Source organism: Mesorhizobium sp. AR07 (assembly GCF_024746815.1).
Taxonomy (GTDB): Bacteria; Pseudomonadota; Alphaproteobacteria; order Rhizobiales; family Rhizobiaceae; genus Mesorhizobium.
This window is the reverse complement of record NZ_CP080525.1, coordinates 4,234,494-4,260,886: the sequence shown is the minus strand read 5'-3', so window position 1 is coordinate 4,260,886 and position 26,393 is coordinate 4,234,494. Positions and strand designations below refer to the sequence as shown.

30 protein-coding genes are annotated in these 26,393 nt (G+C 63.5%); 14 read left to right on the top strand and 16 right to left on the bottom strand.

All coding sequences use genetic code 11. The features are described from left to right. Nucleotides 1-83: 83 nt before the first annotated feature. The 5 genes from BPNPMPFG_RS21710 to BPNPMPFG_RS21690 all read right to left on the bottom strand — a co-directional run bounded on the left by BPNPMPFG_RS21710 (nt 84) and on the right by BPNPMPFG_RS21690 (nt 2,925). Nucleotides 84-815: a DUF72 domain-containing protein gene (locus BPNPMPFG_RS21710; RefSeq protein ID WP_258590715.1), complete on the bottom strand. Its 732-nt coding sequence runs from the start codon at nt 813-815 to the stop codon at nt 84-86. 299 nt (nt 816-1,114) lie between these two features. After that, complete coding sequence (locus BPNPMPFG_RS21705) at nt 1,115-1,606, bottom strand: SRPBCC family protein (RefSeq protein WP_258590714.1); 492 nt, start codon at nt 1,604-1,606, stop codon at nt 1,115-1,117. 42 nt (nt 1,607-1,648) lie between these two features. Beyond that, nucleotides 1,649-2,095, bottom strand: a complete 447-nt coding sequence (locus tag BPNPMPFG_RS21700) for an SRPBCC family protein (RefSeq protein WP_258590713.1) — start codon at nt 2,093-2,095, stop codon at nt 1,649-1,651. After that, on the bottom strand, nt 2,092-2,406 hold the full coding sequence (locus BPNPMPFG_RS21695) for an ArsR/SmtB family transcription factor (protein WP_258596851.1): 315 nt from the start codon (nt 2,404-2,406) through the stop codon (nt 2,092-2,094). Before BPNPMPFG_RS21695 ends, BPNPMPFG_RS21700 begins: the two co-directional genes overlap by 4 nt. A 93-nt stretch (nt 2,407-2,499) precedes the next feature. After that, the gene (locus BPNPMPFG_RS21690) at nt 2,500-2,925 is read right to left on the bottom strand and encodes a GNAT family N-acetyltransferase (protein ID WP_258590712.1); all 426 of its coding nucleotides are present in this window, start codon (nt 2,923-2,925) and stop codon (nt 2,500-2,502) included. Between the two features lie 151 nt (nt 2,926-3,076). Between BPNPMPFG_RS21690 and leuD the strand changes: the two genes are divergently transcribed. The 5 genes from leuD (at nt 3,077) to leuB (ending at nt 7,463) form a co-directional block, all read left to right on the top strand. Continuing rightward, on the top strand, nt 3,077-3,682 hold the full coding sequence (gene leuD / locus BPNPMPFG_RS21685) for a 3-isopropylmalate dehydratase small subunit (RefSeq protein WP_258590711.1): 606 nt from the start codon (nt 3,077-3,079) through the stop codon (nt 3,680-3,682). A gap of 386 nt (nt 3,683-4,068) precedes the next feature. After that, nucleotides 4,069-4,998: an Ivy family c-type lysozyme inhibitor gene (locus BPNPMPFG_RS21680; RefSeq protein WP_258590710.1), complete on the top strand. Its 930-nt coding sequence runs from the start codon at nt 4,069-4,071 to the stop codon at nt 4,996-4,998. A gap of 263 nt (nt 4,999-5,261) precedes the next feature. Further along, on the top strand, nt 5,262-5,645 hold the full coding sequence (locus BPNPMPFG_RS21675; protein ID WP_258590709.1) for a RidA family protein: 384 nt from the start codon (nt 5,262-5,264) through the stop codon (nt 5,643-5,645). Between the two features lie 13 nt (nt 5,646-5,658). Then, on the top strand, nt 5,659-6,009 hold the full coding sequence (locus BPNPMPFG_RS21670) for a VOC family protein (RefSeq protein WP_258590708.1): 351 nt from the start codon (nt 5,659-5,661) through the stop codon (nt 6,007-6,009). A gap of 350 nt (nt 6,010-6,359) precedes the next feature. Then, nucleotides 6,360-7,463 carry a 3-isopropylmalate dehydrogenase gene (gene leuB, locus BPNPMPFG_RS21665; protein WP_258590707.1) on the top strand — a complete coding sequence of 368 codons (1,104 nt, stop codon included), beginning with the start codon at nt 6,360-6,362 and terminating at the stop codon, nt 7,461-7,463. Between the two features lies 1 nt (nt 7,464). Here the strand turns inward: leuB and BPNPMPFG_RS21660 are convergent, their stop codons facing one another. The 3 genes from BPNPMPFG_RS21660 to BPNPMPFG_RS21650 form a co-directional block, all read right to left on the bottom strand. Then, nucleotides 7,465-8,124, bottom strand: a complete 660-nt coding sequence (locus BPNPMPFG_RS21660; RefSeq protein WP_258590706.1) for a DUF805 domain-containing protein — start codon at nt 8,122-8,124, stop codon at nt 7,465-7,467. Between the two features lie 72 nt (nt 8,125-8,196). Next, nucleotides 8,197-8,901: a DUF805 domain-containing protein gene (locus BPNPMPFG_RS21655; protein WP_258590705.1), complete on the bottom strand. Its 705-nt coding sequence runs from the start codon at nt 8,899-8,901 to the stop codon at nt 8,197-8,199. A 437-nt stretch (nt 8,902-9,338) separates the two neighbouring features. Continuing rightward, a complete protein-coding gene (locus BPNPMPFG_RS21650; protein WP_258590704.1) occupies nt 9,339-11,213 on the bottom strand; it encodes a DEAD/DEAH box helicase in 1,875 nt (624 codons plus the stop codon). A 700-nt stretch (nt 11,214-11,913) separates the two neighbouring features. Here BPNPMPFG_RS21650 and BPNPMPFG_RS21645 point away from each other — a divergent pair. Together BPNPMPFG_RS21645 and BPNPMPFG_RS21640 are read left to right on the top strand one after the other, a co-directional pair. Continuing rightward, nucleotides 11,914-12,948, top strand: coding sequence for an aspartate-semialdehyde dehydrogenase (locus tag BPNPMPFG_RS21645; RefSeq protein WP_258590703.1), 1,035 nt, complete (start codon nt 11,914-11,916; stop codon nt 12,946-12,948). Between the two features lie 215 nt (nt 12,949-13,163). Further along, nucleotides 13,164-13,616, top strand: coding sequence for a GNAT family N-acetyltransferase (locus tag BPNPMPFG_RS21640; RefSeq protein WP_258590702.1), 453 nt, complete (start codon nt 13,164-13,166; stop codon nt 13,614-13,616). Between the two features lies 1 nt (nt 13,617). On the opposite strand, the gene BPNPMPFG_RS21635 is transcribed toward BPNPMPFG_RS21640, so the two are convergent. Continuing rightward, entirely contained in the window at nt 13,618-14,025 is a 408-nt protein-coding gene (locus BPNPMPFG_RS21635) for an ACT domain-containing protein (protein ID WP_258590701.1), read from the bottom strand. Nucleotides 14,026-14,205: 180 nt separating this feature from the next. Here BPNPMPFG_RS21635 and BPNPMPFG_RS21630 point away from each other — a divergent pair, with 180 nt between their 5' ends. From BPNPMPFG_RS21630 to BPNPMPFG_RS21610, 5 genes are all read left to right on the top strand, one after another. Next, nucleotides 14,206-15,111, top strand: coding sequence for a bestrophin family protein (locus BPNPMPFG_RS21630; protein WP_258590700.1), 906 nt, complete (start codon nt 14,206-14,208; stop codon nt 15,109-15,111). Between the two features lie 237 nt (nt 15,112-15,348). Next, on the top strand, nt 15,349-15,696 hold the full coding sequence (locus tag BPNPMPFG_RS21625; protein WP_258590699.1) for an ArsR/SmtB family transcription factor: 348 nt from the start codon (nt 15,349-15,351) through the stop codon (nt 15,694-15,696). Nucleotides 15,697-15,729: 33 nt separating this feature from the next. Next, nucleotides 15,730-16,221, top strand: a complete 492-nt coding sequence (locus BPNPMPFG_RS21620; RefSeq protein WP_258590698.1) for an SRPBCC domain-containing protein — start codon at nt 15,730-15,732, stop codon at nt 16,219-16,221. Between the two features lie 151 nt (nt 16,222-16,372). Beyond that, the gene (locus BPNPMPFG_RS21615) at nt 16,373-16,783 is read left to right on the top strand and encodes a DoxX family protein (RefSeq protein WP_258590697.1); all 411 of its coding nucleotides are present in this window, start codon (nt 16,373-16,375) and stop codon (nt 16,781-16,783) included. Nucleotides 16,784-16,800: 17 nt separating this feature from the next. Then, a complete protein-coding gene (locus tag BPNPMPFG_RS21610; RefSeq protein WP_258590696.1) occupies nt 16,801-17,328 on the top strand; it encodes an SRPBCC family protein in 528 nt (175 codons plus the stop codon). Nucleotides 17,329-17,378: 50 nt separating this feature from the next. Here the strand turns inward: BPNPMPFG_RS21610 and BPNPMPFG_RS21605 are convergent, their stop codons facing one another. After that, the gene (locus BPNPMPFG_RS21605) at nt 17,379-18,575 is read right to left on the bottom strand and encodes an NAD(P)/FAD-dependent oxidoreductase (protein WP_258590695.1); all 1,197 of its coding nucleotides are present in this window, start codon (nt 18,573-18,575) and stop codon (nt 17,379-17,381) included. A gap of 245 nt (nt 18,576-18,820) precedes the next feature. On the opposite strand from BPNPMPFG_RS21605, the gene BPNPMPFG_RS21600 reads away from it, so the two are divergent. Then, complete coding sequence (locus BPNPMPFG_RS21600; protein WP_258590694.1) at nt 18,821-19,084, top strand: YMGG-like glycine zipper-containing protein; 264 nt, start codon at nt 18,821-18,823, stop codon at nt 19,082-19,084. An 80-nt stretch (nt 19,085-19,164) separates the two neighbouring features. Here the strand turns inward: BPNPMPFG_RS21600 and rpsP are convergent, their stop codons facing one another. From rpsP to BPNPMPFG_RS21580, 4 genes are all read right to left on the bottom strand, one after another. Then, nucleotides 19,165-19,566, bottom strand: coding sequence for a 30S ribosomal protein S16 (gene rpsP / locus BPNPMPFG_RS21595; RefSeq protein ID WP_258590693.1), 402 nt, complete (start codon nt 19,564-19,566; stop codon nt 19,165-19,167). Nucleotides 19,567-19,613: 47 nt separating this feature from the next. Next, on the bottom strand, nt 19,614-19,940 hold the full coding sequence (locus BPNPMPFG_RS21590) for a chorismate mutase (protein ID WP_111544094.1): 327 nt from the start codon (nt 19,938-19,940) through the stop codon (nt 19,614-19,616). A 7-nt stretch (nt 19,941-19,947) separates the two neighbouring features. Then, a complete protein-coding gene (gene ffh / locus BPNPMPFG_RS21585) occupies nt 19,948-21,555 on the bottom strand; it encodes a signal recognition particle protein (protein ID WP_258590692.1) in 1,608 nt (535 codons plus the stop codon). Between the two features lie 566 nt (nt 21,556-22,121). Then, nucleotides 22,122-23,180 (bottom strand): zinc-binding metallopeptidase family protein, encoded by a 1,059-nt coding sequence (locus tag BPNPMPFG_RS21580; RefSeq protein ID WP_258590691.1) that lies wholly within the window; start codon nt 23,178-23,180, stop codon nt 22,122-22,124. A 424-nt stretch (nt 23,181-23,604) separates the two neighbouring features. Here BPNPMPFG_RS21580 and BPNPMPFG_RS21575 point away from each other — a divergent pair, with 424 nt between their 5' ends. Further along, on the top strand, nt 23,605-24,402 hold the full coding sequence (locus BPNPMPFG_RS21575) for a lytic murein transglycosylase (protein WP_258590690.1): 798 nt from the start codon (nt 23,605-23,607) through the stop codon (nt 24,400-24,402). Nucleotides 24,403-24,450: 48 nt separating this feature from the next. On the opposite strand, the gene BPNPMPFG_RS21570 is transcribed toward BPNPMPFG_RS21575, so the two are convergent. Both BPNPMPFG_RS21570 and BPNPMPFG_RS21565 read right to left on the bottom strand, forming a co-directional pair. After that, nucleotides 24,451-24,993 (bottom strand): hypothetical protein, encoded by a 543-nt coding sequence (locus BPNPMPFG_RS21570; RefSeq protein WP_258590689.1) that lies wholly within the window; start codon nt 24,991-24,993, stop codon nt 24,451-24,453. A gap of 46 nt (nt 24,994-25,039) precedes the next feature. Then, entirely contained in the window at nt 25,040-26,263 is a 1,224-nt protein-coding gene (locus BPNPMPFG_RS21565; protein ID WP_258590688.1) for an argininosuccinate synthase, read from the bottom strand. Nucleotides 26,264-26,393 lie beyond the last annotated feature (130 nt).

Sequence of the window (26,393 nt, the reverse complement as noted above, 5' to 3'; positions counted from 1 at the left end):
CGGGAACAAAGTACTACAGCGTCTCTTGCGCGCATAAAAGGACAGGCGGTGCTGTATTTTGGGGGTTGCGCCGGCCAATTGACTTAAGAGTCAATCATGGCATCGACGGTGAGGGCATTGCCAAGCGCGTGACCCTCGGCCGTGTTGTCGAAAACGCACCAGACGTCCGCGCCCGAAGCGGCTGCTGTTTCCACTTGCTGCCTGATCCGGTCGAGGCTTTCGGCATCATAGTCCGAGTAATAGATGCGCGGCGCGCCGTGCCAGCGGAAATAGGCAAGGCCGTGCCAGCCGCCCGGCACCGACGCGGCGGGGACCGGAGCCGGATCGGCGCCAACACGCGCAACCTGGCGACCGGCCAGAAGCGTCTCCGCCTCCGCATCGAACCAGCTCGGGTGGCGCGGCTCGCATGCCAGCCTGGCTTGGGTCCGCCTTCCCAACATGTCGAAGAAACCGCTTGCGACGTCCGGATCGAACGGCAAGCTCGGCAGCTGTACCAAAAGCACGCTCAGCTTTTCGCCGAGACCTTCAGCCTGCCGGAGAAAGAGCTCAGCAAGCGTTTCGCAACCGACGAGACGATGCTCATGGGTCATGGTCCTGGGCGTCTTGACGGCGAAGCGGAAGTGCTCCGGCACGGAGCGTGCCCAGCGTTCGTAGGTCTCGCGGCGATGCGGCCTGTAGAAGGAGGTGTCGATCTCGACGATCGGAAGGCGTCTGGCGTAGCGTTCGAGATGCGAACCGGATTGCGGAAAATCATCCTTGTGCCGCGCCGAGATGCTCCAGCCGGCCGTGCCTATGAAACATCCCTGCTTCTCCATGCTGGGGATGTGGACAAGATGAGGCGCAGGTCAAGGCATGACGGTGCTTGGGCAGCGGTTATCTTTGACGTCGGCAGGACAGCGCCCCCCTCTGTCCTGCCGGACATCTCCCCTCATGGGGTCCCCATGGGGGAGATCAGCTGTCATTTCGGCTTTAGCCAATTCCCAACGCCGCAAGAAGCGCGCCACCGGCAAAGCTGCCAATCTCCCCCCAAGTGGGGGAGATGGCCGGCAGGCCAGAGGGGGGCGCGAAGGATCGCTACGGAACGACTTCCCATTTTTGCACCGCCGCCAATCGGCTAAGCCACCGTTCGGCTTCCCGTACCCAAATAGGACTGCAGCCAGCTCAGCACCCGTCCCCAACCCTCGGCATGTTCAGTCGCCGCGTCGCTCAACCCGGCAAAGCCGCCATGGCAGATGGTGACGCGCGTACCGTCGGCGATCGGCTCGAGCAGCCAGGCGACCGTCGTCTGTCGCCGGCCAAGCGTGGGATGGTCCCACGCATAGGCTCGCGTCTGCACGATCCGGCGCGGCGCCTCGATGTCGAGGAACTCGCCGCTGGCAGGCAGGTCCTTGCCGTCTGCCGTTCTGACGGTGACCGTCCAGCGGCCGCCGACACGAAGATCGGCCGACCAATCGACCATCCGGTAGGTCTCGGCTGACCCCCACCAGTGCTCGACCTCGTTCGTGACCAGGGCGCGGAAGATGCGCTCCGCAGCCGCGCCGATGTCGGCGCTTGCCAGAATGGTCTCGCCATTGGTCATGCTGTGCACGACAGGGACATGTATCATAGCGGCCTCCAACAGGATTGTTTCGCTATCGAAACGATGACCTCAACCTTTTGACGCCGGACGCGACAGGCCCTTGCCGGTTTCGAGCAGGCTCTTGAGGCTCGACAGGACCAGCGGCCAGCCCTTGCCGACATGCTCGAGCAGTTTGTGCGGACCGTCCGCCGCGTGGGTGACGGCAAGCTTCATCATGTCGCCCTCCTGCTCGATGACGAAGGTGCAAATGGTGTAGCCGTCGGCCTTCACCTCCGGCATGAATTCATTGCGCCATTTGATCACGACGCGCCTTGGCGGATCGATCTCCAGGATTTCGCCGCTGTCGGTGACGCGGCCGTCGGCATAGACCATCTTCCATGCCGACCCTTGCTTCCAGTCGCTCTGCATCTGGGCGCCGAGGAAATAACGCTGGTGGAATTCCGGCTCGGTCAGCGCTTCCCAGAGTTTTTCGGGCGTGGTGCGGATGTAGGTCACGTAAACGAAAGCGTTGCTCATCGGTCTTCCCTTTCGAGGCGTTTCTTCAGATCGCCGAGCGCGTTCAGCCGCCCGCGCTCGAATTTGCCGATCCAGCGGTCGGCGATCTCGTTGATGGGAACGGGGTTGAGGTAATGTTCCTTCTCGCGCCCCTTGCGGATGGTGGTGACGAGGTTGGCTTCCTCCAGGATCGCCAGGTGCTTGGTCACCGCCTGGCGCGTCATGTCCATCTCCGCGCACAGCGCGTTCAGCGTCTGCCCGTTCCTGACATGGAGACTGTCCAGCAATTGCCGGCGGGTCGGGTCGGCCAGGGCGCGAAAGACGGCATCCATGCTCATGGCTTTAATATGCAACCATTTGGTTGCATGTCAAGTGGCAACATCTCATGCCTTTGGCGGCTGGATGCGGTCACAGGGGAAAAAACGTCAGCCCTTGCGGGAGAACCAGAAGGCGTCGGGCAAGCGCTTCATGCCGATGCGCTCGTAGAAGCCGACGGCGTCGGGCATGGAGATCAGGCTGATGGCGACGGATGGCCCGAGTTGCCGGCGCGCCTCGTCCATCAGGCCCTTGCCGATGCCGAGGCCCTGCGCCGATTGGGAAACGGCGAGTTCCGAGATGTAGCAGACCCAGGAGAAGTCGGTAACGGCCCTGATAACGCCGATCAGCGGCTTGCCCTCGACATCGAGACGCGCCGTCAGAACCAGATTGGCGCCTGACAGCATCGCCTGCAGGCGGGCGTCGTCATCGACGGGCCGTGTCTCGCCGAGGCCGGATTCCACCAGCACACGGCGGAATTCGGCACTGTCGAGCGCGGGTTCGCGGGCATAGAGGACGTGGGAGTTTTGCGCCATGGCGGCCAGACTGCACCATCGGACGGCGAATTCGAAGCCGCTTTTGCGCCTATGGCTTGTGCCACCGCACACAGCCGCCTTTTATTTGCCCGCGGCTTTGTGTAAACCGGCGTCAGCAAATCCCCCCGCAACGAAGACACGGGCAAAAGCCATGGAAAAATTCACCAAGCTCACCGGCGTCGCCGCTCCGATGCCGATCGTCAATGTCGACACCGACATGATCATCCCGAAGGATTATCTCAAGACGATCAAGCGCACCGGGCTTGGCACCGGCCTGTTCGCCGAAATGCGCTACAATGAGGACGGTTCGGAGAATCCGGATTTCGTGCTCAACAAGCCGGCCTACCGCAAGGCGCAGATCCTGGTCGCAGGCGACAATTTCGGCTGCGGCTCATCGCGCGAACACGCGCCATGGGCGCTGCTCGACTTCGGCATTCGCTGCGTCATCTCGACCTCGTTCGCCGACATCTTTTACAACAACTGCTTCAAGAACGGCGTGCTGCCGATCACCGTCAGCCCCGAGGATCTCGAGAAGCTGATGGACGACGCCTCGCGCGGCTCCAACGCCACCCTGTCGATCGACCTCGAGGCCAAGGAGATCCGTGGTCCTGACGGCGGCGTGGTCGCGTTCGACCTCGACGATTTCAAGCGGCATTGCATGCTCAACGGGCTCGACGATATCGGCCTGACGATGGAGAAGGCCGGCGCCATCGCTTCGTTCGAAAAGAAGAACGCCGAACAGCGCCCGTGGGCCTGAAAGTCGCGGCCTGAACGGCACCGGAGACCTGGTCCGCCAACGTCAAGGCGGCGCTGGACAAAGCGGTTGGGTCGCCGATGGGCTTCGCTGCGCCCACGGCGGCTTCGTCATCCTCGGGCTTGACCCGAGGATCCATGCCGCGACCTCAGCCGAGGGCATGCGGCGGACCGGAAATCTGCACTGCGGCAGCGCTCATATGTCATGGCATGGATCCTGGGGTCTGCGCCGCGTCGCTTTGCTCCTTGCTTCGCCCCAGGATGACGAAAACGCGAAGGCTTCGGCCAATCTCCGAGCTGTGATTCCTGTTCCGCCGGCGCTCCAGCGCGGTGGCGCGGACTGGCATTTCGTTTCCCGCCGGCTTTGATCCGACGAAACGGAGGACCACCATGATACGTTCGCTTCTTGCCGGCGCTTACGGGCTGGCCGTTTTCCTACTGCCGGTGACGAGCGCTTATGCGCAGACGCAGACGCCCGCCGCGCAGCTGGCGCCGGCGGCCGAGAAACCGGCCACGGACCAGGGGACGGGTGCCGCCGATGCTGCCGACGACGACAAGCAGGCACCTGTGCCGTTCGAGGGTGGCCAGCTGACCATCACCCAGAAGGAACAGTATGGCGAGAAGGTGCTTGCCTATGACGGCCAGCAACTGGCCAGCAACTACGACGTCTTCTTCGACAAAATTGTCGAGGTCGGCGGCGTCAAAGTGGCGCTGTTCGATGTCGGCGATGGCGGCAATCAATGCGGCCCGGCAACGGTGATCGTGTGGAAGCCGGAAGGCGGCACCATCCAGAGCACGAAGGTAGAACAGGACGACTGCGGCGCGCCGCCCTCGGCGGTGTCGGACAACGCCATCTATTTCGTGCCCTATCTGTTGCCGGGGGATGAGAAGCCGGCCTTGCAATGGTCGCCGACCGACGGGCTGACGATTTCAGGCAATTTGACCTACATGCCCGAACCCGGCACCGACTGGAAAGACATCGATCCGGCAAAATACCAGAACATCATCGACGCCTTCCACAACGAGGCCGTCTACAAGGAAGCGCAAAGGCTGCTTGGCAAGGACATGCCCGACATGGCGACCAGCCTGCTGGTCGGCGGCGGCACGGAAAAGACGGCGTCAGGCGCCTTCTACGCCAGCGGCTGCGTTCCGCACGCCTGCGGCGGCAATGACGGTTTCATGGCGGTCGATCCGGCCAAGCACAAACTCTATTTCGCCCGTCGCGGCGACAAGCCCGAGCCGGACGCCTGGCCGGCGGTGGCGACGTGGCCGGCCGATGTGAAGGAGGCTCTGGACAAGGCGCTGGGGTCGGCGAATTAGGGATTCTGCGCGGCAACCACCACGCTTTCGTCATCCTCGGGCTTGACCCGAGGATCCATGCCGCAACCTTGGCCAAGCAATGCGGCGGCGGGGAATAAAGCTGTTCCGTTGCGATCCTTCCCACCCCCCTCTGTCCGGCAGGCCAGAGGGGGGTGCTGTCCCGCTGACCTCAAAAAGATTTGCACCGCCAATCCATCCGTGTTGGCCCATGGCCGGATCAGCGTCTTCCCGGCAAAATGGTCGCCATATCAGTGAGGACACCCATGCGAAAACTGATCTCCACCGACTCGCCGTTCGAAAAGACCGCTGGCTATTCGCGCGCGGTGGTGCAGGGCGACTGGTGTTTCGTATCCGGAACGACCGGCTACGACTATGCGACAATGACGATGCCGGAGACGGTCGAGGCGCAGACGCGCAACTGCCTGGCGACGATCGGCAAGGCATTGCACGACGGCGGCTTCGCGATGGCCGACGTGGTGCGGGCGCATTACTACATCACCGACCAGGCCTTCGTGGACGTGGTGTTCCCGATCCTGGGCGAGACGTTCGGCGACATCAGGCCGGCGGCGACGATGATCGTCTGCCAGCTCAACAAGCCTGAAATGAAGATCGAGATCGAAGTGACGGCGCTGCGGCGCACGGCATGAAGGCGGGTAGGCGATGAAAGTCCGGCGTATCGTTGCCAACATCGAGACATCGGACATCGCGGCGGCGAAGCGCTTCTACCAGGACGTGCTTGGCCTCGACGTGCTGATGGATCATGGCTGGATCGCGACCTACGGCTCGCAAGAAGAAATGACCGTCCAGATCAGCTTTGCCGCCGAGGGCGGCTCGGGCACGCCGGTGCCTGATCTGTCGATCGAGGTCGACGACGTTGACGCGGCGCTCGAAGGCATGAAGGCGGCCGGCTTCGCCATCGAGTATGGCCCAGCTGACGAGCCCTGGGGCGTGCGGCGCTTCTATGTGCGCGATCCGTTCGGCAGGCTGGTCAACATTCTCTCGCATCGGTGACGGTTTCTGGCGAGGCGCCGCAGGGGCGGCGACGCTGGTGCGAAGGATCGCAGCGCTATCCCAGGCTTGGGTTCCTCGCCCCACGAAAGTGGGGAGAGGTGGCTCGGTGAAGCCGAGACGGAGAGGGGACTGCGCCCTACGAAAGCCCCCTCTCCGCCCGCTTCGCGGACACCTCTCCCCCACTTCGTGGGGGCGAGGAAGCCAAGTCTTGAGAGGCCGGCAAGCCGGAGGAGGGCGTTGCAAAGCGCCGAGAAGCTGCGCTTGTTCGGCGTCGCAGCGCTCTCCCCTTGCGCGCCGGGCGCTTGGCGTTTAGCAAGGCCGCGGTTCAAATCTTTCCGGGACGGTTTTCCATGGCAACGAAGCATCTTTTCCTGCTCGCCGGCGACGGCATCGGTCCGGAGGCGATGGCCGAGGTCAAGAAGCTGATATCAGCCATGAACGACAAGCTCGGCAGCGGCTTTGCCACCGAGGACGGCCTGGTCGGCGGCTGCGCCTACGATGCGCATGGCGCGGCGATTTCCGATGCCGACATGGAAAAGGCGATGGCCGCCGACGCGGTGCTGTTCGGCGCCGTCGGCGGGCCGAAATGGGATGCCGTGCCTTACGAGGTGCGCCCGGAGGCCGGCCTGCTGCGGCTGCGCAAAGACATGGAGCTGTTCGCCAATCTGCGCCCCGCCATCTGCTATCCGGCGCTCGCGGCATCGTCCTCGCTCAAGCAGGAAGTGGTCGAAGGCCTCGACATCCTGATCGTGCGCGAGCTGACCGGCGGCGTCTATTTCGGCGAGCCCAAGCAGATCATCGATCTCGGCAACGGCCAGAAGCGCGGCATCGACACCCAGGTCTACGACACGTTCGAGATCGAGCGCATCTCGGGCGTCGCGTTCGAGCTGGCGCGCACACGCAAGAACCACGTCACCTCGATGGAAAAGCGCAACGTCATGAAGTCGGGCGTGCTGTGGAACGAGGTCGTCACCCAGACCCACAAGGCGCGCTATTCCGACGTCAAGCTCGACCACATGCTGGCCGATGCCGGCGGCATGCAGCTGGTGCGCTGGCCAAAACAGTTCGACGTCATCGTCACCGACAATCTGTTCGGCGACATGCTGTCCGACATCGCCGCCATGCTGACCGGCTCGATCGGCATGCTGCCCTCGGCCTCGCTCGGCGCACCGGACGCGAAGACCAAGAAGCGCAAGGCGCTCTATGAACCCGTGCACGGCTCGGCGCCTGATATCGCCGGCAAGGGCATCGCCAACCCGATCGCCATGATCGCCTCCTTCGCCATGTGCCTGCGCTATTCCTTCGGCATGGTTGATGAAGCCGACCGTGTGGAAGCCGCGATCGCCGCCGTGCTCGACGAAGGCCTGCGGACAAAGGACATCCTGTCCGAGGGCATGACCGAGGTCGGCACCGTCGAGATGGGCGATGCGATCATCGCCAAGTTCCTGGGCTAGTCTAAATCCTGACTCCTGCCGGCATAGGTCCCCAGCGGTTTTCGCCCACCTGAGACGGGATGAGCCCGAAGATCAGAAAGGCCACGGCACCGGTGGCTGGGGTGAAGCAGAGTAGCGCAAACCAGCCGCTCCGGCCGGCGTCGTGAATACGCCGCACGATAAGCGCAATCCATGGCAGGATTAATCCCAAAACGAAAATCAAGACGGGTAGGAACCCTATCTGTGTCCTGTCCGCGTTGACGCCGAAGCCGTTGATAGCCAGGTCAACGAGTACTCCGAAGCCGAAAAGCGCGACTATCCCGAGGGTGGAGAATAGCCAGAACGCCCAAAATTCCTTGCGGCGGGCGCGTCCGTTGAAATTGCAATAGTCCGCGATCACCGCGCGGCAGAAGTAGGCCCACAGTCCTGTGGAACGGGCAGGCCGGTTTTCGGCAATACCGCCAGGCTGCCGTGGCCGACCGGCGCTTGACGATGGCGCGGCTGGGGCGGCGACTATGCCATGCGCTGTGCCGTCGCCTGGTTGGAACTCGACAAGAGTGCCCCTGACGAGGGTCACTTCCTGGGTCAGATCGCTACCGGCAAAGATATAGCGCTTGCCGTCGATTCCGTTGATGTAACCGTAGTCCTGATCCTGGTCGTAGTGGAACACCGTGCCGCGCATGCCCTGCCCTTTCACATTGCGTCGCGCAAATACTACTCAGGGTTGCTCACGATTGCAATACGCACGTCTTAGTTACACCTTGACGCCTGCCGGCACCGGTCCCCACTGGTTTTCCCTGGCCTGCGTCGGGATCAGCGCGAACACCAGGATGATCAGGCTGCCGATGGTCGGGATGAAGACCAGCAAGTAAAGCCAGCCCGACAAGCCGATGTCGTGGATGCGGCGGACGGTCATGCCGAGGCTGGGCAGGAGGGTCGCCAGCAGGAAGGCGCCGCACAGGCCAACGGTCACCGCCGCCGACACGCTGCTGTCGAAATTGCCCATTTCGCTGTCGGCGAACAGGCCGATGCCGCCGATGATCAGCAGCGAGACCACCCAGAACAGGAAATAGCCCCAATATTCCTTGCGCCGGGCGCGGCCGGCGAAATTGAAGTAGTTCCGCGTCAGGGCGCGCCAGAAATAACCCCACAAATCGGTGGGTTCGGCCGGCTCGGGAGAACGGCCGAAATGCTGCGCCTGGGTTGCGCCCACGGCATTGCTGGCCTGAGCCGGTGCGGCGTTCGCGCTGGCGTCGGCGGCCGGGGTGGCCGTCTGGGCGGCGATCGAAAAGACATCGCGCGCCTGGCCGCCGCCCGCCTGGAACTCGACGGCCGTGCCCTTGGGCATGGCGGTCACCCGGCGCAGGTTCTCGCGGGTGAAGGTGTAGCGATTGCCGTCGGCTCCGGTGATGAAGCCGAAGCCTTGGTCCTCGTCATAGTGAAGCACTTCGCCGCGCATATCCTGCCCCCGCCTGTCATTCGCGCCCGACCCAGACTGTTCAAAGTTCCGGCAGATCGCAAGGGGCACCCGCGAAAATGCGGTGGCCATATCCTTCGTCATCCCGGGCGGAGCGAACGCGAAGCGGCGCGCGGAGATCCTGGAATCCGAGATATTTGGAACGCTGCGGCGGTGCAGAAGTTTATGTGATGTCGGCGGGACAGCACCCCCCTCTGTCCTGCCGGACATCTCCCCCGCAAGTGGGGAGATTAGCAGTTTGCTCTGATGGCGCTTTTTCTTCGACGTTGAGGATAGGCGAAAGCAGTCGTGACATCCAATCTCCCCCCTTGCGGGGGAGATGTCCGGCAGGACAGAGGGGGGTGGGAAGGATCGCTACAGAACAAATCCTTTAGGTTTGCGATCTGCCGCCGAAAGGCCTGCCGACGCTCACTGCGGAACTAGGCTGGCCGCTTCTTCGCCTTCTTGTGCTTCGGCGCGCCGGTGTTGTCGAATTTCGGCTTGCCCGGCTTTTTGGCCCACGGTTTTGCCTCATGCGCGGCCGGCGGGCGCTGGTCGGATGCCGCCGGTGCACGCTTCTCGAATTTCGGCTTTGGCGTGTTGGGGTCGAACGGCGCCTTGCCGCGATGCGGCTTCTTGTCCGGGCTTGGCGGCTGATAGCCGGCCCGCGACAAATCGGGCGTGCCGTCGAGCCGCTTCACGACGATGTTGTTTTGCACTTTGCGGTCGGGACCGATCGCCGCCACGAAGCGGTCGGCCCAGTCCGCCGCGATCTGCACGAAGGTCTCTTCCGGCTGCATCTTGATGGCGCCGATCTCGCGCTTGCTGATGCTGCCGGCGCGGCACAGCATCGGGATCAGCCAGCGCGGCTCGGCATTCTGCCGGCGTCCGACCGACAGCGAGAACCAGACGCTGGCGCCGAAATCGTCGCGGCGGCTGGGCGCTTCATCCCGGCGCGTAAAATTTTCGCCCGCCGGTTTTTCACGCGATGGCGTGAACGGCGCGATTTCCATGAGATCCTCGGGCGCCGAGCGGCTGGACCGGCACAGGCGCACGAAGGCGGCGGCCACCTGTTCGGCGCCATGCTTGTCGAGAAGCTCTCCGATGAAGCCGCGCTCCTCGTCCTTCACCGGCTCGCTGAAGGCGGGGTCGGCCAGGACGCGCTCGTCGTCGCGGCGCAGCACGTCGTCAGCCGAAGGCGGGCTTGCCCATGTCGCCTTGAGCCCGGCGTTCTGCAACAGCCGCTCGGTGCGCTTGCGGGCGCTGTTGGGCACGATCAGCGCGCTGACGCCCTTGCGGCCGGCGCGGCCGGTGCGGCCGCTGCGGTGCAGCAGCGTCTCCGGATTGGTCGGCAGGTCGGCATGGATCACCAGCTCGAGATTGGGCAGGTCGATGCCGCGCGCCGCCACGTCGGTGGCGATACACACCTTGGCGCGGCCATCGCGCATCGCCTGCAAAGCATGGCTGCGTTCGTTCTGGCTGAGTTCGCCCGACAGTGCGACGACCGAGAAATTGCGGTTGTTGAAGCGCGCGGTCAGATGGTTGACGGCGGCGCGGGTGTTGCAGAACACCAGCGCGTTCTTGGCCTCATAGAAACGCAGCACGTTGATGATGGCGTTTTCGCGATCGGCCTGGGTCACGCTCAGCGCCCGGTATTCGATGTCGAGATGCTGCTTTTCCTCGCCGGCGGCCGAGATGCGCACGGCATTGTGCTGATAGCCCTGGGCGAGCGTGGCGATGGAGCGCGGCACGGTGGCCGAGAACATCAGCGTGCGGCGCTCGGCCGGTGCGGCGTCGAGGATGAATTCGAGGTCCTCGCGAAAACCGAGATCGAGCATCTCGTCGGCCTCGTCCAGCACCACGGCCTTGAGCGCCGACATGTCGAGCGAATGCCGCGTGATGTGGTCGCGCAGCCGGCCGGGCGTGCCGACAACGATGTGGGCGCCGCGCTCCAGCACACGCCGCTCGCTGCGCATGTCCATGCCGCCGACGCAGGACGCCACCGTGGCGCCGGTCAGCTCGTAGAGCCATTCCAGCTCGCGCGTCACCTGCAGCGCCAGTTCGCGCGTCGGCGCCACCGCCAGCGCCAGCGGCGCCGCGGCGTGGCCGAAGCGCTCCGCCTCGCCCAGCAGGGTCGGCGCCAAGGCGAGACCGAAGGCCACCGTCTTGCCGGAGCCGGTCTGCGCCGACACCAGCGCATCGGCCTGCCCGAGTTCGGGGGCCAGAACCGCCTTCTGCACCGGCGTCAGTTCGGAATAGCCGCGTTTTTCCAGCGCCCTGGCAAGCGCTGGAACAATAGCTTCGAAGTTGGACATCTTACTCTTTCGGAATTCGGGGTCTGCGCTCGTCATGAAGCACGTGCCGGGGCTGACTCCGCGCCAGCCAAACAATCTTGGCCGTTCGTACTTCTTGCGGCCGCTATTGTACAGGGCAAGCGGCTCGCCGAGGCCAGCCAATCGTTGAACTGGGCGCCGCCCCTCATCGCCCTGCCGGGCACTTCTCCCCGTATAGTGACGGGGAGAAGGGGGCAGTTGCAACGCCGGCATCTTTTCCGCAACGCAGACAATTGGCGAAACCGCTGACGACCGCGTCCCTCTCCCCGTCACTATACGGGGAGAGGATGCCGGCAGGCAGGTGAGGGGCAGTGCGGCGCTCCAGAACTGGCAGCCAGCAAACTCAACTTCAAGCGATCGGCCCACGGCGCGGCAATTGACTCTTGACGCAAACCGCGTAAAAGCCGGCACCGAACAGGACAGTTTCGATGCGCGGCCTTTTGATGGCGGTTCTTGCATTCGATTTCCCTGGCCACGATGCAAATCATTGGGCCGGGCGCGTCGTCGCGTCTCCTCGTTCCAGCAAAACCATGTTCTTGGCCAAAACTGGCAAAACGACCACCAAAACGGTCTGATTCCCTTGGCCTAACCACCCTCTCCCGGGTCCGGCCCGGGGGTTGAAACCCGCATCGGCCGGCGGGTTTTCTCCAAAAACCGAGCGGAGAGGGACAGGAGATTTCTGATGAGTTTCAAGATTGCGATCGTCGGCGCCACGGGCAATGTGGGCCGGGAAATGCTTAACATACTCGAAGAGCGCGGCTTTCCGGTGAGCGAAGTGGTGGCACTGGCCTCGCGGCGCAGCCAGGGCACCGAAGTGTCGTTCGGCGACCGCACGCTGAAGGTCAGGACGCTCGACCAGTATGATTTTTCCGACACCGACATCTGCATCATGTCGGCCGGCGGCAATGTCTCCAAGGAATGGTCGCCGAAGATCGGCAAGCAGGGCTGCGTCGTCATCGATAATTCGTCGGCCTTCCGCTACGATCAGGATGTGCCGCTGATCGTGCCGGAAGTGAACCCGGATGCGATCTCGCTGTTCACGCGCAAGAACATCATCGCCAACCCGAACTGCTCGACGGCGCAGCTGGTGGTGGCGCTGAAGCCGCTGCACGATTTCGCCACCATCAAGCGCGTGGTCGTCGCCACCTACCAGTCGGTGTCGGGCGCCGGCAAGGAAGGCATGGACGAGCTGTTCACGCAGACGCGGGCCGTGTTCGTCGCCGATGGCGTCGAGGTCAAGAAGTTCACCAAGCGCATCGCCTTCAACGTCATTCCGCATATCGACGTCTTCCTCGACGACGGCTCGACCAAGGAAGAGTGGAAGATGGTCGCCGAGACCAAGAAGATGCTCGACCCCAAGATCAAGCTGACGGCGACCTGCGTGCGCGTACCGGTGTTCATCGGCCATTCGGAAGCGGTCAACATCGAGTTCGAAAAGCCGATCACCGCCGACGAGGCGCGCGACATCCTGCGCGAGGCGCCGGGCTGCCAGGTCTTGGACAAGCGCGAGGACGGCGGCTACATCACGCCACTGGAATCGGCCGGCGAGGACGCCACCTTCATCTCGCGCATCCGCGAGGATTCGACCATCGACAACGGCCTGTCGATGTGGATCGTCTCCGACAATCTGCGCAAGGGCGCGGCGCTCAACGCGGTGCAGATCGCAGAGCTGCTGGTCGAGCGCGGCCTGATCCAGCCGAAGAAGAAGGCGGCATAGTTTTCGCTCACGGGCTCGGCCTTCGGCCGATTTGAGTTTCGCTCACGGGCCGTATCGCCGCTGCCGCGGCGGGCCCTCCGCGGGGGGCGCCGGACGACCGGCGGCCCGCGGTCGCGGGCTCGGCCCTTGGCCGCTAGCTCTCTTCTCCCCGTTCAAGGGGAGAAGGTCCCGGCAGGGGGATGAGGGGCGGCGCCGGTCTCTGTTAAGGAACGTTTATGAGCGATAGCGCCGAGGTTGCGTTGCGTCCGGCCATCGGTTCGGATGCAGGTGCCATCGCAAGGATGATGCGGGCGGCGCTTGGCTCGTTCGACTGGATGCCAGTCATCCATACGCCGGACGAGGACCTTGCCTTCATCCGCGACATCGTACTGCCACGGCAGCAGGTGACGGTCACCGAGGCTGGCCAGAAGATTATCGGCTTCATTGCCGTCAGCGGCGAATGGGTGGAGCAGCTCTATCTCGATCCGGCCTGGACGGGACAAGGCATCGGCAGTCGATTGCTGATTGACGCGACCGCGATCTTGCCGGTGGTCAAGCTGCATTGCTTCCAGGCCAACACCGGCGCACGGCGCTTCTACGAGCGCCATGGATTCATTGCCGAGGGTTTTGGCGACGGCACCAGCAACGAGGAAGGCCTGCCTGACATCCTCTATGTCCGCAGGCGCTGATTCAGCCGGCGCTGTCCGTCGCCAGCCGGCGCAGCAGCTCCAGCGCTTCCTCTGCCCGCTCGGCGGGGACGAACAGATGGTCGTGATAAAAAGCCGAGACCGGGTTGACGCCCATGCCGGCGGTGGCCAGGCGCGTGGTGATCGCGGCGAGGAAGCCGACGGCTTCCAGCGACGAATGGATGTTCAGCGTCACCATCCGGCAACGAAATGAAGCGGTCAGCCCCGCTTCCCTTGCCGCATCCTCGGTCACGATCAGTGTCACGCCTTCGCGCTCGCGAAAGATCATCACCGGTTCGAGATTCTCGGCAACAGGCACGCCAGGCGCCAGTGTGACGAAGACATAGGTGCCGGCCAGCAATTCCGGCGTCATCGTCGCCAGCAGAGTCTTCAGATCGGTCTCGCCCGTCATTTATTTCTCTCGTCCAGAATGGGCCATTGCCCGCAAGCTCCAGGATATCCGCGACCGGCGAGATAGCCAGCACGCGCTGCACGCACGACATGGCGATGTCGCTGACGGCTGGGCTTGCCGGCCTGTCGCATCGCACATTAGAGAGGCTGAGGACCAGTGCGGTCCGTGAGAGGCTTTTCGATGATCGTTCGCCCGCGCCCCACCTTCCTGCAGCTGTTCTTCGTCATGCGCGGTTCGGTGGTGCCACGCATCCTGCCGCAGATCCTGGGTTTTGCGCTTTATTCGGCGGTCATCCTTGCCGTGGCGCGCCGGTTCCATCTCGATTTCAGCGTCTTCAACATCACGCCTTTCGGTCTGGTCGGCGTGACATTGTCGATCTATCTCTCCTTCCGCAACAACGCCGCCTACGACCGCTGGTGGGAGGCGCGCAAGCTGTGGGGCACGCTGGTCTTCGAAATCCGCAATCTGGCGCGTGCCACCACCAGCCTGATTGCCGATCCGGCCGAACAGCGTGCCTTGCTGATGGAGGCGCTGGCCTTCTGTCATTTCCTGCGCGGCCAGTTGCGCAAGATCGACAGCGTGAAAGACGCCCGCGCCTTCATCGAGGCCGAGGCGGATACGGCCGCCACCTTCGCCAACCCGGCGGACGAGATGGTCAGGCGCATGGGCCGGCGCGCCAACGCGCAGCGCCGGGCCGGCGAGGTCGATCCGATCGGCTTTCGCATTCTCGATGAAAGGCTGGCGTCGATCACCGCCATCCAGGCCGGCTGCGAGCGCATCGCCGGCACGCCCTTGCCCTTCGCCTATACGCTTTTGGTGCATCGTACGGCCTACATCGTCTGCCTGCTCCTGCCCATCGGCCTGATCTCGAGCACCGGTTGGGCGACGCCTCTGTTCACGGCGCTGATCGCCTACACCTTCTTCGGCCTCGACGCGCTTTCGGAAGAGCTCGAGGACCCGTTCGGCACCGAAGCCAACGACCTCGCCCTCGATGGTCTCTGCCGTGTCTGCGAAATCTCGGTGTTCGAAGCGCTGGGCGAGACGCCACCGAAAATGCTGCCAGCCGAAAAGTTTTATTTCTCATAGGCAGGTCCCAAAGCGCGTCGCGTTTGAACGGATTCAGGCGACGCGCTTTGGATCTTTGTTTCCATGCATGTCGTTCTCACAAAACCGGGGGCCACTTTTGCGCGACATGCATTGGTCCGGTTGGCGTTCGGACCGGCGTGTCGCGCAGGACATTCCCAATCCCATAGGGGGCTTGACGCGCTGTTTCATGTTCAGTATTAAACCATAAGGTTACGTAACCATTTGGTTTGATAAGTAATGACAACCGACAGCCTCAGCCTGACCCTGGCCGCGCTTGCCGATCCGACGCGGCGCGCCATTCTGGCGCGGCTGTCGCTCGGCGAGGCTTCGGTGACCGAACTGGCTGAGCCTTTCGCCATGAGCTTTCCGGCGGTGTCGAAGCATCTCAAGGTGCTGGAGCGCGCGGGTCTGGTGGCGCGCGGCCGCGACGCGCAGTTTCGGCCGCGCCGCCTGCAGCCAGAGCCATTGCGTGAGATCGACGAGTGGTTGGAATCCTATCGCGCGTTGTGGGACGCCCGGTTCGACCGGCTCGAAACCTATCTGCAGGCTCTGCAGAAGGGAGATCCCGACGGCAGCCATAACTGAAGCAGGCAGGGTGATTCAAAGAGGGGCAAGACAATGACAGATCAGTCGATAGAACTTCCATCCGACGACCCGGCGATCATCATCACCAGGGCGTTCGATGCGCCGCGCGCGCTGATGTTCAAGCTGTTCACCGATCCATACCATCTGGTGCGATTCTGGGGGCCGGAAGGATCGAGTTATCCGGTCTGCGAGATGGATGTGCGGCCGGGCGGCGAATGGCGCCTGACCATGCGTTTTGCCGACGGCAGCGAATATCCGACCAACAGCGTCTATCTCGAAATCGCTCCGCCGGAACGGATCGTCTATCGCGATGCGCCGCTCGATCGCAGCCAATGGCAGGACAGCCTGCCTCCGCCCAATATGGTGACGACCATCCTGTTCGAGGATGTCGGCGGCAAGACGCGGATCGTGGCGACCATCCGCGCCAGCTCAATCGGCGCGCGCGACATGGCGGTGAAGATGGGCTTCGGCCAGATGGTCATGGCGAGCTACGCACGCCTCGAGATTTATCTGCGTACGCTTTGAACTGATATCGGTCCCGGCACAGCGGCATGGGCTGCGGTGCCGGGCATCAAAAAGAATCCGTGGCGTGTCGGATCATCGACCCGCGGCGCGTCCTTGGATCGACCTTCATCAAGAAGGCCGGCGTCAAAACCGAAACACAGAGGGAAGACCAATGACCATTTCTCAAACCGCGCCTGTTTCGCGGGGCGCCCTGTGGACCGGCCGTGTGCTCAGCGGCGTCATTGTGCTGTTCATGATTTTCGACGGTGTCATCAAGCTGCCGCCGCTCGATATCGTCACGCAAACGATGGTGCAACTCGGCTGGCCGGCTGATCCCAATGTCGCGCGCATGCTCGGCGTCATCGGTCTGATCTCGACCGCGCTCTACGTCTTGCCACGCACCTCGGTGCTCGGCGCTATCCTGCTCACGGCCTATATGGGCGGCGCCATCGCGACGAAAGTGCGCCTCGACAGCCCGCTGTTCTCGCACACGCTGTTCGGCGTCTATCTCGGTGTCATCCTGTGGGGCGGCCTGTACCTGCGCGACCCCCGGCTGCGCGCGCTGATCCCTTTCAACCGATAAGCACGACGGAGAGAAAAATGTTCAGCACCATCCTCATTGTCCTGGTCGTCATCATCGCCGCCGTGCTCATCTATGCCGCGACACGGCCTGATGATTTCGTCACCACCCGCTCGGCCAGCATCAAGGCGCCACCCGAAGCGATCTTTCCGCTGATCAACGATTTCAACCGCTGGCAGACATGGTCGCCTTACGAAAAGCTCGACCCGCAGATGAAGCGCACGCTCTCCGGCGCCGAAGGCGGCAAGGGCGCCGCCTATGCCTGGGACAGCAATGGCAAGGCCGGCAAGGGACGCATGGAGATCGTCAATTCGGTGCCGGCCTCGCTGGTGTCGCTCAAGCTCGATTTCGAGAAGCCGTTCAGGGCCAACAACAGCGTCGACTTTACCTTGACGCCGGCTGGCGACAACACGGTGGTCACCTGGGCGATGCGCGGCAGCCGGCCCTTCATCGCCAAGCTGATGGGCCTGTTCATGAATTTCGATACCTTGATCGGCAAGGATTTCGAGGCCGGTCTCGCCAATCTGAAAAGCCTCAGCGAAAAGTGACGTGCATGAGCCCTGTCAGATTTTGCAGCGCCAGTGGAAGCAGCGTGACATCAGCTGTCCCATCCAGCAAAGCGATTTGGGCTCAGCCACGGCCTGGTGATTTGACCGTCCTTGTTCAGCACGGCATCGACCAGCCAACGCGCCGTGGCCGGAGCCGCATGCATGCCTATCGATCCCATCCCGCCATGCACGAAAAGCCCTTCGATGCGTGTTGGCCCGGCCACCGGCAATCCGTCCGGCAACATCGGCCGATTGCCCGGATACACGTTCTTGATGGTGGGAGCCGCGAGGCCCGCGATCATGCGAAGCGTTCGCGCCGCCATCCGGCTCGCTATGTCGGTGTTGCGCACCAGGTCCCGGAACGCCGGCTGGACAGTGGCGCCAAGGCGGGCGTCGCCTCCCTTCATCGGATTGAGGCAGATGGCTTCGACCGCAATCTGGTCGTCGCGTTGGCGGGCTAGATCTTCCAGGCCCCGCAGTGACATGCGTTTCCCAAGCTCTTCCTGATCGGGCCAGGTGAATTCCTCGACGATCCATGGAATCCTGAAGCCAAGGGCGCCGAGTTGAATGAGCCATCCGCGGCCCGCGGAGAGGGGAAGGCCTGGCGGAGGATCGTCGCCAACGGTCCTGCGCAGTACGTCATTGGCCCACAGTCCGTTGGCGATGAACACCATGTCCGAGGCCAGAATGCCTTGGTCCGTCAACACGCCCTGGACTTTTCCGTTGCGTGCGTGGATCTGGGCGACGCGCGTGCCGGTCTGAAACACCGCGCCGGCCTGGCGCGCGGCGTGGGCGAAGGCGTGAGTGGCTCCCATCGGCTCCAGGGTCCATGCCCGCTCGACGAAATAGCCACCCGCAACGTTGAACCCCAATGCCCTGTTGTCGTTGGCCAGATCGGCCCCGGTGACCCGCTCCATGCCGACGCCGGCCTGCCGATAGCGGAGCGCGGTGGCCTCGGCTTTCTCCAACGTCTCGTCATCCTCGGCGATCAGCAGATGCCCGATCCTTTCGAATTCAAAGGGAACAGGACCCTCGGCCAGCTCTTCGTAGATCGAGACGCAGGCATCCAGCATCTGGACGACCTCGGCTTGGGGGCCGCTGAGCAGCGTTCCGGTGTTGCGCCCCGAAGACTCCGCCGCAATGACGTTTTGCTCGACGACGATTGTCTTGATACCGTTGGACGCCAGTTCGTAGGCGAGGGTGCATCCGGCGATTCCGCCGCCGATGACGATCGCTTCGGTCGGCAATCCTGCTTGAGTGGGGCGAGACAATCTTGCCATGGAATTCGAACGCTCCAGCGAATCTCGTATACGAGTATACAGATATCCATCCTAACGTCCACACCCTTTAGGGAGAAGCACCCCTGGCCCTGCGACACGCGGCATGACGCTTAGGCCGACAATCCTCTTGCGTGTCGTCGGATCAAATCGCCGAGTTGCGAGTTAGAGACTCGCTTGGCGGCGGAGGCGTTTCCTACTGGAGTGGAACAACAATGAAGAAAATGATGCTTTTGATGGCCCTGCTGGTACCGCTCGCCGCCTGCTCGCAAACGGAAAAAGGCGCGGCCGTCGGCGGCCTTGGCGGTGCTGCGATTGGCGCGGCCGTGGCCGGAAATCCTGTTCAAGGTGCTGTCGTCGGCGGCGCTGCCGGCGCGATAGCCGGTGCGCTGATCGGCCGGGCGAGCGAGCGTGGCCAATGCCGCTACCGGGATCGTCATGGCCGCGTCTACACCGACCGCTGCCCGCGCGGCTATTGATCGCGCAGCTTCAAGTCATGTCGAAATAGCAAAACGGCGGGCACAGGCCCGCCGTTTTCTCGGATGCGATAAGGCAAAGCTTATTCGGCGGTGGCGGCTTCCGCCTCGGCCGGTGCGGCTGCTGCGGCCGCGACAGCGGCGGCGGCATCTTCCTGCGCCTTCTTCAACAGGGAAGCGCGTTCCTGCGCCTTCTTGCCCGGCTCGGCCTTCTTCGGGTTGGAGCGGGCGTCGCGCTTGGCAAGGCCGGCTTCGTCGAGGAAGCGCAGCACGCGGTCGGTCGGCTGGGCGCCGTGCGACAGCCAGTGCTTGACGCGGTCGGCGTCGACCTTGACGCGCTCGCCGTCCTTGGGCAGCAGCGGGTTCCACGAGCCGAGCGACTCGATGAAACGGCCATCGCGCGGCGAGCGGGCGTCGGCGACGACGACGTGGTAGTAAGGACGCTTCTTCGAGCCCGCACGGGCCAGTCGGATCTTCAAGGGCATTTCTTTTCTCCTAAAAACTCTGATTTCGTTGGTTGGTGGCTGGTTTCTCAGCCGGCTTTCATCACGCCGTTGGAGGCGGCGATCTGTTCGTGGTGGCGGATCACTTCGCGGACGACGAAGTTGAGGAATTTCTCCGCGAAATCCGGGTCGAGATGCGCATCCTTCGCCAGCTGGCGAAGGCGGGCGATCTGCTGCTGCTCGCGCGCCGGGTCGGCCGGCGGCAGCCCATGCGTCGCCTTCAGCACGCCAACCGCCTTGGTGCAACGGAAGCGCTCGGCCAGCATGTGGATGAGTGCTGCGTCGATGTTGTCGATCGAGGCGCGATAGTCGGCCAGGATGGTGCGGGCATCGGCCATGTCTTTTTCTTCGTTCATCGCGCCCTCACTTCTTCTTGCCAAGGCCAGGCAGCCCGCCGCCCATTCCGGGCAGGCCAGGGAGTTTCATGCCGCCAGGCAAACCGGGCATGCCATTGGGCAGCCCGGGCAGGCCACCGCCGCCGGGTAGGCCCTTCATGCCGCCGAGGCCCGATGCCTGCGCCTGCTTCTGTAGGGCTTCGAGCTGCTTGGGGTCCATCTTCGACAGGTCGGGCATGCCGCCGCCCATGCCGCCCATGCCCGGCATCATGCCGCCGAGGCCCATCTTGGAGGCGAGGCCGCCCATCATGCCGCGCATCAGGCCGCCGCCTTTGCCCTTGCCGCCCATCGCCTTCATCATGTCGGCCATGCCGCGATGCATCTTCAACAGCTTGTTGATCTCGGCGGCGTCGGTGCCGGAACCGGCGGCGATGCGCTTCTTGCGCGAGTGCTTCAGCAAGTCCGGATTGGCGCGCTCAGCCTTGGTCATCGACGAGATGATGGCGAGCTGGCGGCCGAACATCTTGTCGTCGAGACCGGCGGCCGCCATCTGGTCCTTCATCTTGCCCATGCCGGGCATCATGCCCATGATGCCGCCCATGCCGCCCATCTTCGACATCTGCTGAAGCTGGCCGGCAAGGTCGTTCAAATCGAACTTGCCCGACTGCATCTTCTTGGCCATCGCAGCCGCCTGCTCGGCGTCGATGTTCTCGGCGGCCTTTTCGACCAGGCTGACGATGTCGCCCATGCCGAGGATGCGGTCGGCGATGCGCTTGGGGTGGAATTCCTCCAGCCCGTCCATCTTTTCGCCGGTGCCGATCAGCTTGATCGGCTTGCCGGTGACGGCACGCATGGAAAGGGCCGCACCGCCGCGGCCGTCGCCGTCCATGCGGGTCAGCACCAGGCCGGTGATGCCGACGCGCTCGTCGAAGCTTTTGGCCAGGTTGACGGCGTCCTGGCCGGTCAGCGAGTCGGCGACCAGCAGGATTTCGTGCGGGCTCGACACCTTCTTGATGTCGGCCATCTCGACCATCAGCGGCTCGTCGATATGGGTGCGGCCGGCGGTGTCGAGGATGACGACGTCATGGCCGCCGAGCTTGGCCGCCTGCACGGCGCGACGGGCGATATCGACCGGCGACTGGCCGTCGATGATCGGCAGCGTGGCGACCTTGACCTGCTCGCCGAGCTGGCGGAGCTGCTCCTGCGCGGCGGGACGCCGCGTGTCGAGCGAGGCCATCAGAACCTTTTTGTTCTGCCGCTCGGAAAGGCGCTTGGCGATCTTGGCCGAAGTCGTCGTCTTGCCGGAGCCCTGCAGGCCGACCATCATGATGACGACAGGCGCCGGCGCATTGAGATCGATGGCGACGCCCTCGGCGCCGAGCATGTCGACCAGCTCGTCATGGACGATCTTGACGACCATCTGGCCGGGCTTGATCGACTTGACCACGGCGGCGCCGACGGCCTTCTCGCGCACCTTGTCGGTGAACGAGCGCACCACTTCCAGCGCCACGTCGGCCTCGAGCAGCGCACGGCGCACCTCGCGCAACGCCGCCGAGACATCCGCCTCCGACAGCGCGCCGCGGCCAGTCAGGCCGTTCAGGATGGAGCCAAGACGCTCCTGAAGCGATTCAAACATTCTGCGTCCTTCGATCTCGGTTCATTCGACCCGAGAGGTAATGTGTTCGCGCCAAGTGTCCAAGCAAAAGCCAAAACCAAAAAGCACCCGGGGGCGCTCAGCGCTGCCGGGTGTTGGCCTCCAGGATCGGTTTACAGCACTTCACCTCAAAGAGGTTTCGGCGTCCTAGTCGGCTTGCTCGGAGGGATACTCGTCGCGGATTTCGGGGCGTGTAGACAGGAAATTGGCCGCGGAGTCAAGGTCCGGGGCCGGGCAATCGCCTCAGACCCCCGCCAGTCTACGGCTTTTGACGAAGATCACCAATCGCCAAAGTTGGCGCTGCCCCTCATCGCCCTGCCGGGCGTTCGTCATTCGAAAAGCCAAGCAATTGGCTTTTCGTCCGCTACGCGGACCACTCCTCAACTCCCCGTATAGTGACGAGGAGAAGGGGCTGGCCGCAGCCTCGACACCCATCTTGCGACGCAGATGATTGGCGAAACCGCCGATGACAGCGCCCCTCTCCCCGTCACTATACGGGGATAGGATGCCGGCAGGCAGGTGAGGGGCGGCGCAACCTGCCGGCATGATTACGCCGGTCCGGTCAACAGATCGTGCACGAAGGCGAGCTTGCCGGCGGTGACGTCCGAAATGACGAAGGGGTAGAGGTCGGGCAGGCCCATGCAGCGGTTGATCGAATTGGAGGCTTCCGACAGCACCAGCCAGCGGGCGAGGATCTTTTCGAAAGGCTCCGGTGCGGCGGCCGGTTCCGATGGTGCCGCCTGCAGTCCGCCGCCGGTGTCGCCTTGCGGCAGGTCGTTGGCCTGCACCGTCTCCAGCCGGCCGAGCGGGAAGTTCAGCGCGTGGACCATTTCCAGCGTGTCGGTGATGTGCAGGTGGTGGGCCCAGGTTTCGGCCCAGTCCTCCAATGGATGCGAGGTGGCATAGGCTGAGATGTGGCTTTGCTGCCAGTCGGGCGGCGCGCCGTTGGCATAATAGGTCTTCAGCGCCTGTTCGTAGTCGGCGCGGTCGTCGCCGAACAGCGCGCGGAAAGCCTCCAGCCTTTGCCGGTCGTCGCGGATCAGGCGGTCCCAATAGTAGTGGCCGAGTTCGTGGCGGAAATGGCCAAGCAGCGTGCGATAGTTCTCGCCCATCTCGACGCGCCGCTTTTCGCGCTCGGCCGAGTCGGCCTCGGCGACGTTGAGCGTGATCAGGCCATTGTCGTGGCCGGTCAGGATGCGCTCGCCACCGGGACCGCCGCCGATCGGGTCGGCGAGGAAGTCGAAGGCCAGCCCGACCTCGTCGGCAGGGTTCTGCTTGGGCGCCACCGGCAGGCCGAAGGCGAGCAGCGAATAGATGGCGCGTTTCTTCGCCGCCTCGACGCGGATCCAGCGGCGGCGATTGCCGTCGACGGAGAGATCGGGGATCAGCTGGTTCAGCACGCAGGCGCGGCAAAAAGCGTGTCCCGGCTCGGCCATCCAGTTGCAGGCGCATTCGTCGGCATTGGTGCATTGGAAGATGCCGTCGACACCCGACAAGGCAAAGCGGGCATGCTCGGGATCGTAGAGCACGAGGCTCGAGCAGTTCAGGCACTGGGCGTTCTCGAAATAGAGACGGTGGCCGCAATGCGGGCAGTCGAAGAGTTTCATGTCGGTCTCGAACCCTCAGAGCCAGCATATAGGTGCGCGGCGGCAGGTGCCCAACGCCAATCGCCGGTCTGCGTTCCGCATTCGATCGAGACTGTTTGTTTGAACATGATCTTTTCCGAATAACCGGTTGCCCATTTTTCGCTGGCGCGGTCCTGCGGCTCGGGTTCATGTCCTATTTCGCCGCAAACTGGCCGGCGATCTGTCTGGCCACCGGCCGCATCAGCGCGGCGCGCGCGTCCGAACGGCCAAAGCGGGCCGCCGACTTCAACGTCTTCATGGCTATTTCGACCTCGCCACACTAATCACTTGATCGTAGGCAAATTCCCCGGCATGCGCCTGCGTTGCAGCAGAGACAGTGACAAGTGCGGGTTTCGCTGGCAAATTCGCAACCGGGACGTGATTCAGGCAATCAGGAGAGAAAAGCATGGCATTGCTTGCCAAGGGAAAGATTTTTGTGGCCGCGGTGGTGTCGGTGCTTGCGCTGGCGACGGGCGCGCAGGCCGCAGCCAGCTGTGGCAAGACCGGCGCCGGCTTCGAAGCCTGGAAGCCGGAGTTCGCCGCGGAGGCCAAATCCGAAGGTGTCGGCCCGAAAGGTCTGGCCGCTCTGGCTGGCGCCACCTACGCAACCAAGACGATTTCCGTCGACCGCGGCATTCACAAGGCCTTCAGCGGCTCGGTGGAAGATTTCATGAAACGCCGTGGCGCGTCGGCGATCATTTCCAAGGGCCGTTCGCTGAAGAAGTCGAACGCGGCGCTGTTCGACAATATCGAAGGGACCTACGGCGTGTCGCCGGGTGTGTTGCTCGCCATCTGGGGCATGGAAACTGGCTTCGGTTCGGCCATGGGCAACCAGAATACGGTCTCCGCCATCTTGACGCTTGCCTATGATTGCCGCCGACCGGAGTTCTTTCATCCGCATGCCATTGCAGCCCTGAAGCTGGTCGATCGCGGAGCGTTGAGTTCCTCGTCGGTCGGCGCCGCGCATGGCGAGATCGGCCACACGCAGTTCCTGCCCGGAAATGTCTTGAAGTATGGCGTCGGCAGCGGGAACCTGCGCGACAAGGCCACTGCGTTGGCTTCCACCGCCAACTTCCTCAAGGGTCATGGTTGGCGGGCTGGTGCCAGCGCGCAGTCGAATATCGGCGCCATTGCCGGCTGGAATTCCGCCAGCGTCTACCAACAGGCCATCGCCCGCATCGCCACGGCGATCGATGGCGACTGAGAGCTGGAATCTCTATTCGACGGAAAGCCCGGCCATGTGCCGGGCTTTCTATTTCACATTGAGAACGTAGGAGCAGCCGGCAAGTGTCTTGCCCGGATGCGAGTCGACAGTCGAGACGTTGAGCGCTATGCGCGTTTCGATCTTCATGCCTTTGGCATCCTCGGTGCTTTCGACGATGATTTTCTCGCCCAGGAATTTTTCGGGTGTCGACACCGTTGGAACCATTCCCAATTCATGCGCCAGATCCGGCGCCGAAATCCCGTCAAGGACCGCCATCGGCCCGGTGGCGGTGAAGACGATCGACCTTGTCTGGCGCCCGAAGGCGCGAACCGGCTCCGGCAAGTCGTACTGCTTGAGAAACAGGTTGTTGGACGCGGCTTCCTTCCAGCCGAGCGTTTCCAGCGCAACTGGGCCGTCGCTGATCCAGAAGGCGAAATTGTTGTAAGTAGAGACGCTTGCCTTGCACTCGATCAGCTTGGTCACGTCGACAGAGGTCGGGTCGAACTCCTGGCTGTCCGCCGGCGTCGCCAGGAGGGCCAGCGGCACCAGATATCGACCGAGGCCGCACTTTAAGTTCTTGTTTTTATGCATGTCGTTGTCCCAAAGCCGCTGCACTTTTGGGCGACATGCATCGGGCTTACTTGTTGCGGTTGCGCGCGGCGAGTGTGCGCAGCCGCAATGCGTTGAGGCGGATGAAGCCGGCGGCGTCCTTCTGGTCGTAGGCGCCACGGTCGTCCTCGAAGGTGACGAGCGCATCGGAATAAAGCGTCTTCTTCGACTTGCGGCCGGTGACCATGACGTTGCCCTTGTAGAGCTTCAGCCGCACCGTGCCTTCGACATCTTCCTGGCTCTTGTCGATCATCGCCTGCAGCATCAGCCGCTCCGGCGCGAACCAGAAGCCGTTGTAGATAAGCTCGGCATAGCGCGGCATGAACTCGTCCTTGAGGTGGGCGGCACCGCGGTCGAGCGTGATCGATTCGATGGCGCGGTGGGCTGCGATGAGGATGGTGCCGCCGGGCGTCTCGTAGACGCCGCGCGATTTCATGCCGACGAAGCGGTTCTCGACCAGGTCGAGCCGGCCGATGCCGTTGTCGCGGCCAAGATCGTTGAGTGCCGCCAGCATCGTCGCCGGCGACAGCTTCTTGCCGTTGAGCGCGATCGGATCGCCCTTGAGGAATTCGATCTCGATCTCGGTGACCTTGTCCGGTGCATCCATCGGCGAAACGGTGCGCTGATGGACAAATTCCGGCGGCTCCACCCACGGATCCTCCAGCACCTTGCCCTCGGAGGACGAGTGCAGCAGGTTGGCGTCGACCGAGAACGGCGCGTCGCCCTTCTTGTCCTTCGGCACCGGAATCTGATGCTGTTCGGCGAAGTTCATCAGGTCGGTGCGCGACTTGAACGACCAGTCGCGCCATGGCGCGATGACCTTGATGTCGGGGTTCAGCGCATAGGCGGAAAGCTCGAAGCGAACCTGGTCGTTGCCCTTGCCGGTGGCGCCGTGGGCGATCGCGTCGGCGCCGGTCTCCCTGGCGATCTCGACCAGATGCTTGGAGATCAGCGGCCGCGCGATCGAGGTGCCGAGCAGATAGGTGCCTTCATAGACGGTGTTGGCGCGGAACATCGGGAAGACGAAGTCGGAGACGAACTCCTCGCGCACGTCGACGACGCGGATGTCCTTGATGCCCATCATCTCGGCCTTGCGGCGGGCCGGCTCGAGTTCGCCGCCCTGGCCGAGATCGGCGGTGAAGGTGACGACTTCGGCGCCGAGTTCGGTCTGCAGCCATTTCAGGATGATGGATGTGTCGAGGCCGCCGGAATAGGCGAGCACGACTTTCTTGACGTCTTTGGCCTTGGACATTTTCACTCCGTCGATGGCGGACGCCACAGCCGAGGCGTCACGGATTGTCGGATGGCCTTTTAGCAGGAACGGCAGAGCGAGCAAGCAGGTGCGTCCAGCCAGCAGGGCAATCGCTTCAGGCCAACGACAG

Bases quoted from the DNA above. Each gene is read 5' to 3' on its own strand.
- BPNPMPFG_RS21710 (WP_258590715.1), bottom strand. From the start codon at position 815: ATGGAGAAGCAGGGATGTTTCATAGGCACGGCCGGCTGGAGCATCTCG.
- BPNPMPFG_RS21705 (WP_258590714.1), bottom strand. From the start codon at position 1,606: ATGATACATGTCCCTGTCGTGCACAGCATGACCAATGGCGAGACCATT.
- BPNPMPFG_RS21700 (WP_258590713.1), bottom strand. From the start codon at position 2,095: ATGAGCAACGCTTTCGTTTACGTGACCTACATCCGCACCACGCCCGAA.
- BPNPMPFG_RS21695 (WP_258596851.1), bottom strand. From the start codon at position 2,406: ATGGATGCCGTCTTTCGCGCCCTGGCCGACCCGACCCGCCGGCAATTG.
- BPNPMPFG_RS21690 (WP_258590712.1), bottom strand. From the start codon at position 2,925: ATGGCGCAAAACTCCCACGTCCTCTATGCCCGCGAACCCGCGCTCGAC.
- leuD (WP_258590711.1), top strand. From the start codon at position 3,077: ATGGAAAAATTCACCAAGCTCACCGGCGTCGCCGCTCCGATGCCGATC.
- BPNPMPFG_RS21680 (WP_258590710.1), top strand. From the start codon at position 4,069: ATGATACGTTCGCTTCTTGCCGGCGCTTACGGGCTGGCCGTTTTCCTA.
- BPNPMPFG_RS21675 (WP_258590709.1), top strand. From the start codon at position 5,262: ATGCGAAAACTGATCTCCACCGACTCGCCGTTCGAAAAGACCGCTGGC.
- BPNPMPFG_RS21670 (WP_258590708.1), top strand. From the start codon at position 5,659: ATGAAAGTCCGGCGTATCGTTGCCAACATCGAGACATCGGACATCGCG.
- leuB (WP_258590707.1), top strand. From the start codon at position 6,360: ATGGCAACGAAGCATCTTTTCCTGCTCGCCGGCGACGGCATCGGTCCG.
- BPNPMPFG_RS21660 (WP_258590706.1), bottom strand. From the start codon at position 8,124: ATGCGCGGCACGGTGTTCCACTACGACCAGGATCAGGACTACGGTTAC.
- BPNPMPFG_RS21655 (WP_258590705.1), bottom strand. From the start codon at position 8,901: ATGCGCGGCGAAGTGCTTCACTATGACGAGGACCAAGGCTTCGGCTTC.
- BPNPMPFG_RS21650 (WP_258590704.1), bottom strand. From the start codon at position 11,213: ATGTCCAACTTCGAAGCTATTGTTCCAGCGCTTGCCAGGGCGCTGGAA.
- BPNPMPFG_RS21645 (WP_258590703.1), top strand. From the start codon at position 11,914: ATGAGTTTCAAGATTGCGATCGTCGGCGCCACGGGCAATGTGGGCCGG.
- BPNPMPFG_RS21640 (WP_258590702.1), top strand. From the start codon at position 13,164: ATGAGCGATAGCGCCGAGGTTGCGTTGCGTCCGGCCATCGGTTCGGAT.
- BPNPMPFG_RS21635 (WP_258590701.1), bottom strand. From the start codon at position 14,025: ATGACGGGCGAGACCGATCTGAAGACTCTGCTGGCGACGATGACGCCG.
- BPNPMPFG_RS21630 (WP_258590700.1), top strand. From the start codon at position 14,206: ATGATCGTTCGCCCGCGCCCCACCTTCCTGCAGCTGTTCTTCGTCATG.
- BPNPMPFG_RS21625 (WP_258590699.1), top strand. From the start codon at position 15,349: ATGACAACCGACAGCCTCAGCCTGACCCTGGCCGCGCTTGCCGATCCG.
- BPNPMPFG_RS21620 (WP_258590698.1), top strand. From the start codon at position 15,730: ATGACAGATCAGTCGATAGAACTTCCATCCGACGACCCGGCGATCATC.
- BPNPMPFG_RS21615 (WP_258590697.1), top strand. From the start codon at position 16,373: ATGACCATTTCTCAAACCGCGCCTGTTTCGCGGGGCGCCCTGTGGACC.
- BPNPMPFG_RS21610 (WP_258590696.1), top strand. From the start codon at position 16,801: ATGTTCAGCACCATCCTCATTGTCCTGGTCGTCATCATCGCCGCCGTG.
- BPNPMPFG_RS21600 (WP_258590694.1), top strand. From the start codon at position 18,821: ATGAAGAAAATGATGCTTTTGATGGCCCTGCTGGTACCGCTCGCCGCC.
- rpsP (WP_258590693.1), bottom strand. From the start codon at position 19,566: ATGCCCTTGAAGATCCGACTGGCCCGTGCGGGCTCGAAGAAGCGTCCT.
- BPNPMPFG_RS21590 (WP_111544094.1), bottom strand. From the start codon at position 19,940: ATGAACGAAGAAAAAGACATGGCCGATGCCCGCACCATCCTGGCCGAC.
- ffh (WP_258590692.1), bottom strand. From the start codon at position 21,555: ATGTTTGAATCGCTTCAGGAGCGTCTTGGCTCCATCCTGAACGGCCTG.
- BPNPMPFG_RS21580 (WP_258590691.1), bottom strand. From the start codon at position 23,180: ATGAAACTCTTCGACTGCCCGCATTGCGGCCACCGTCTCTATTTCGAG.
- BPNPMPFG_RS21575 (WP_258590690.1), top strand. From the start codon at position 23,605: ATGGCATTGCTTGCCAAGGGAAAGATTTTTGTGGCCGCGGTGGTGTCG.
- BPNPMPFG_RS21570 (WP_258590689.1), bottom strand. From the start codon at position 24,993: ATGCATAAAAACAAGAACTTAAAGTGCGGCCTCGGTCGATATCTGGTG.
- BPNPMPFG_RS21565 (WP_258590688.1), bottom strand. From the start codon at position 26,263: ATGTCCAAGGCCAAAGACGTCAAGAAAGTCGTGCTCGCCTATTCCGGC.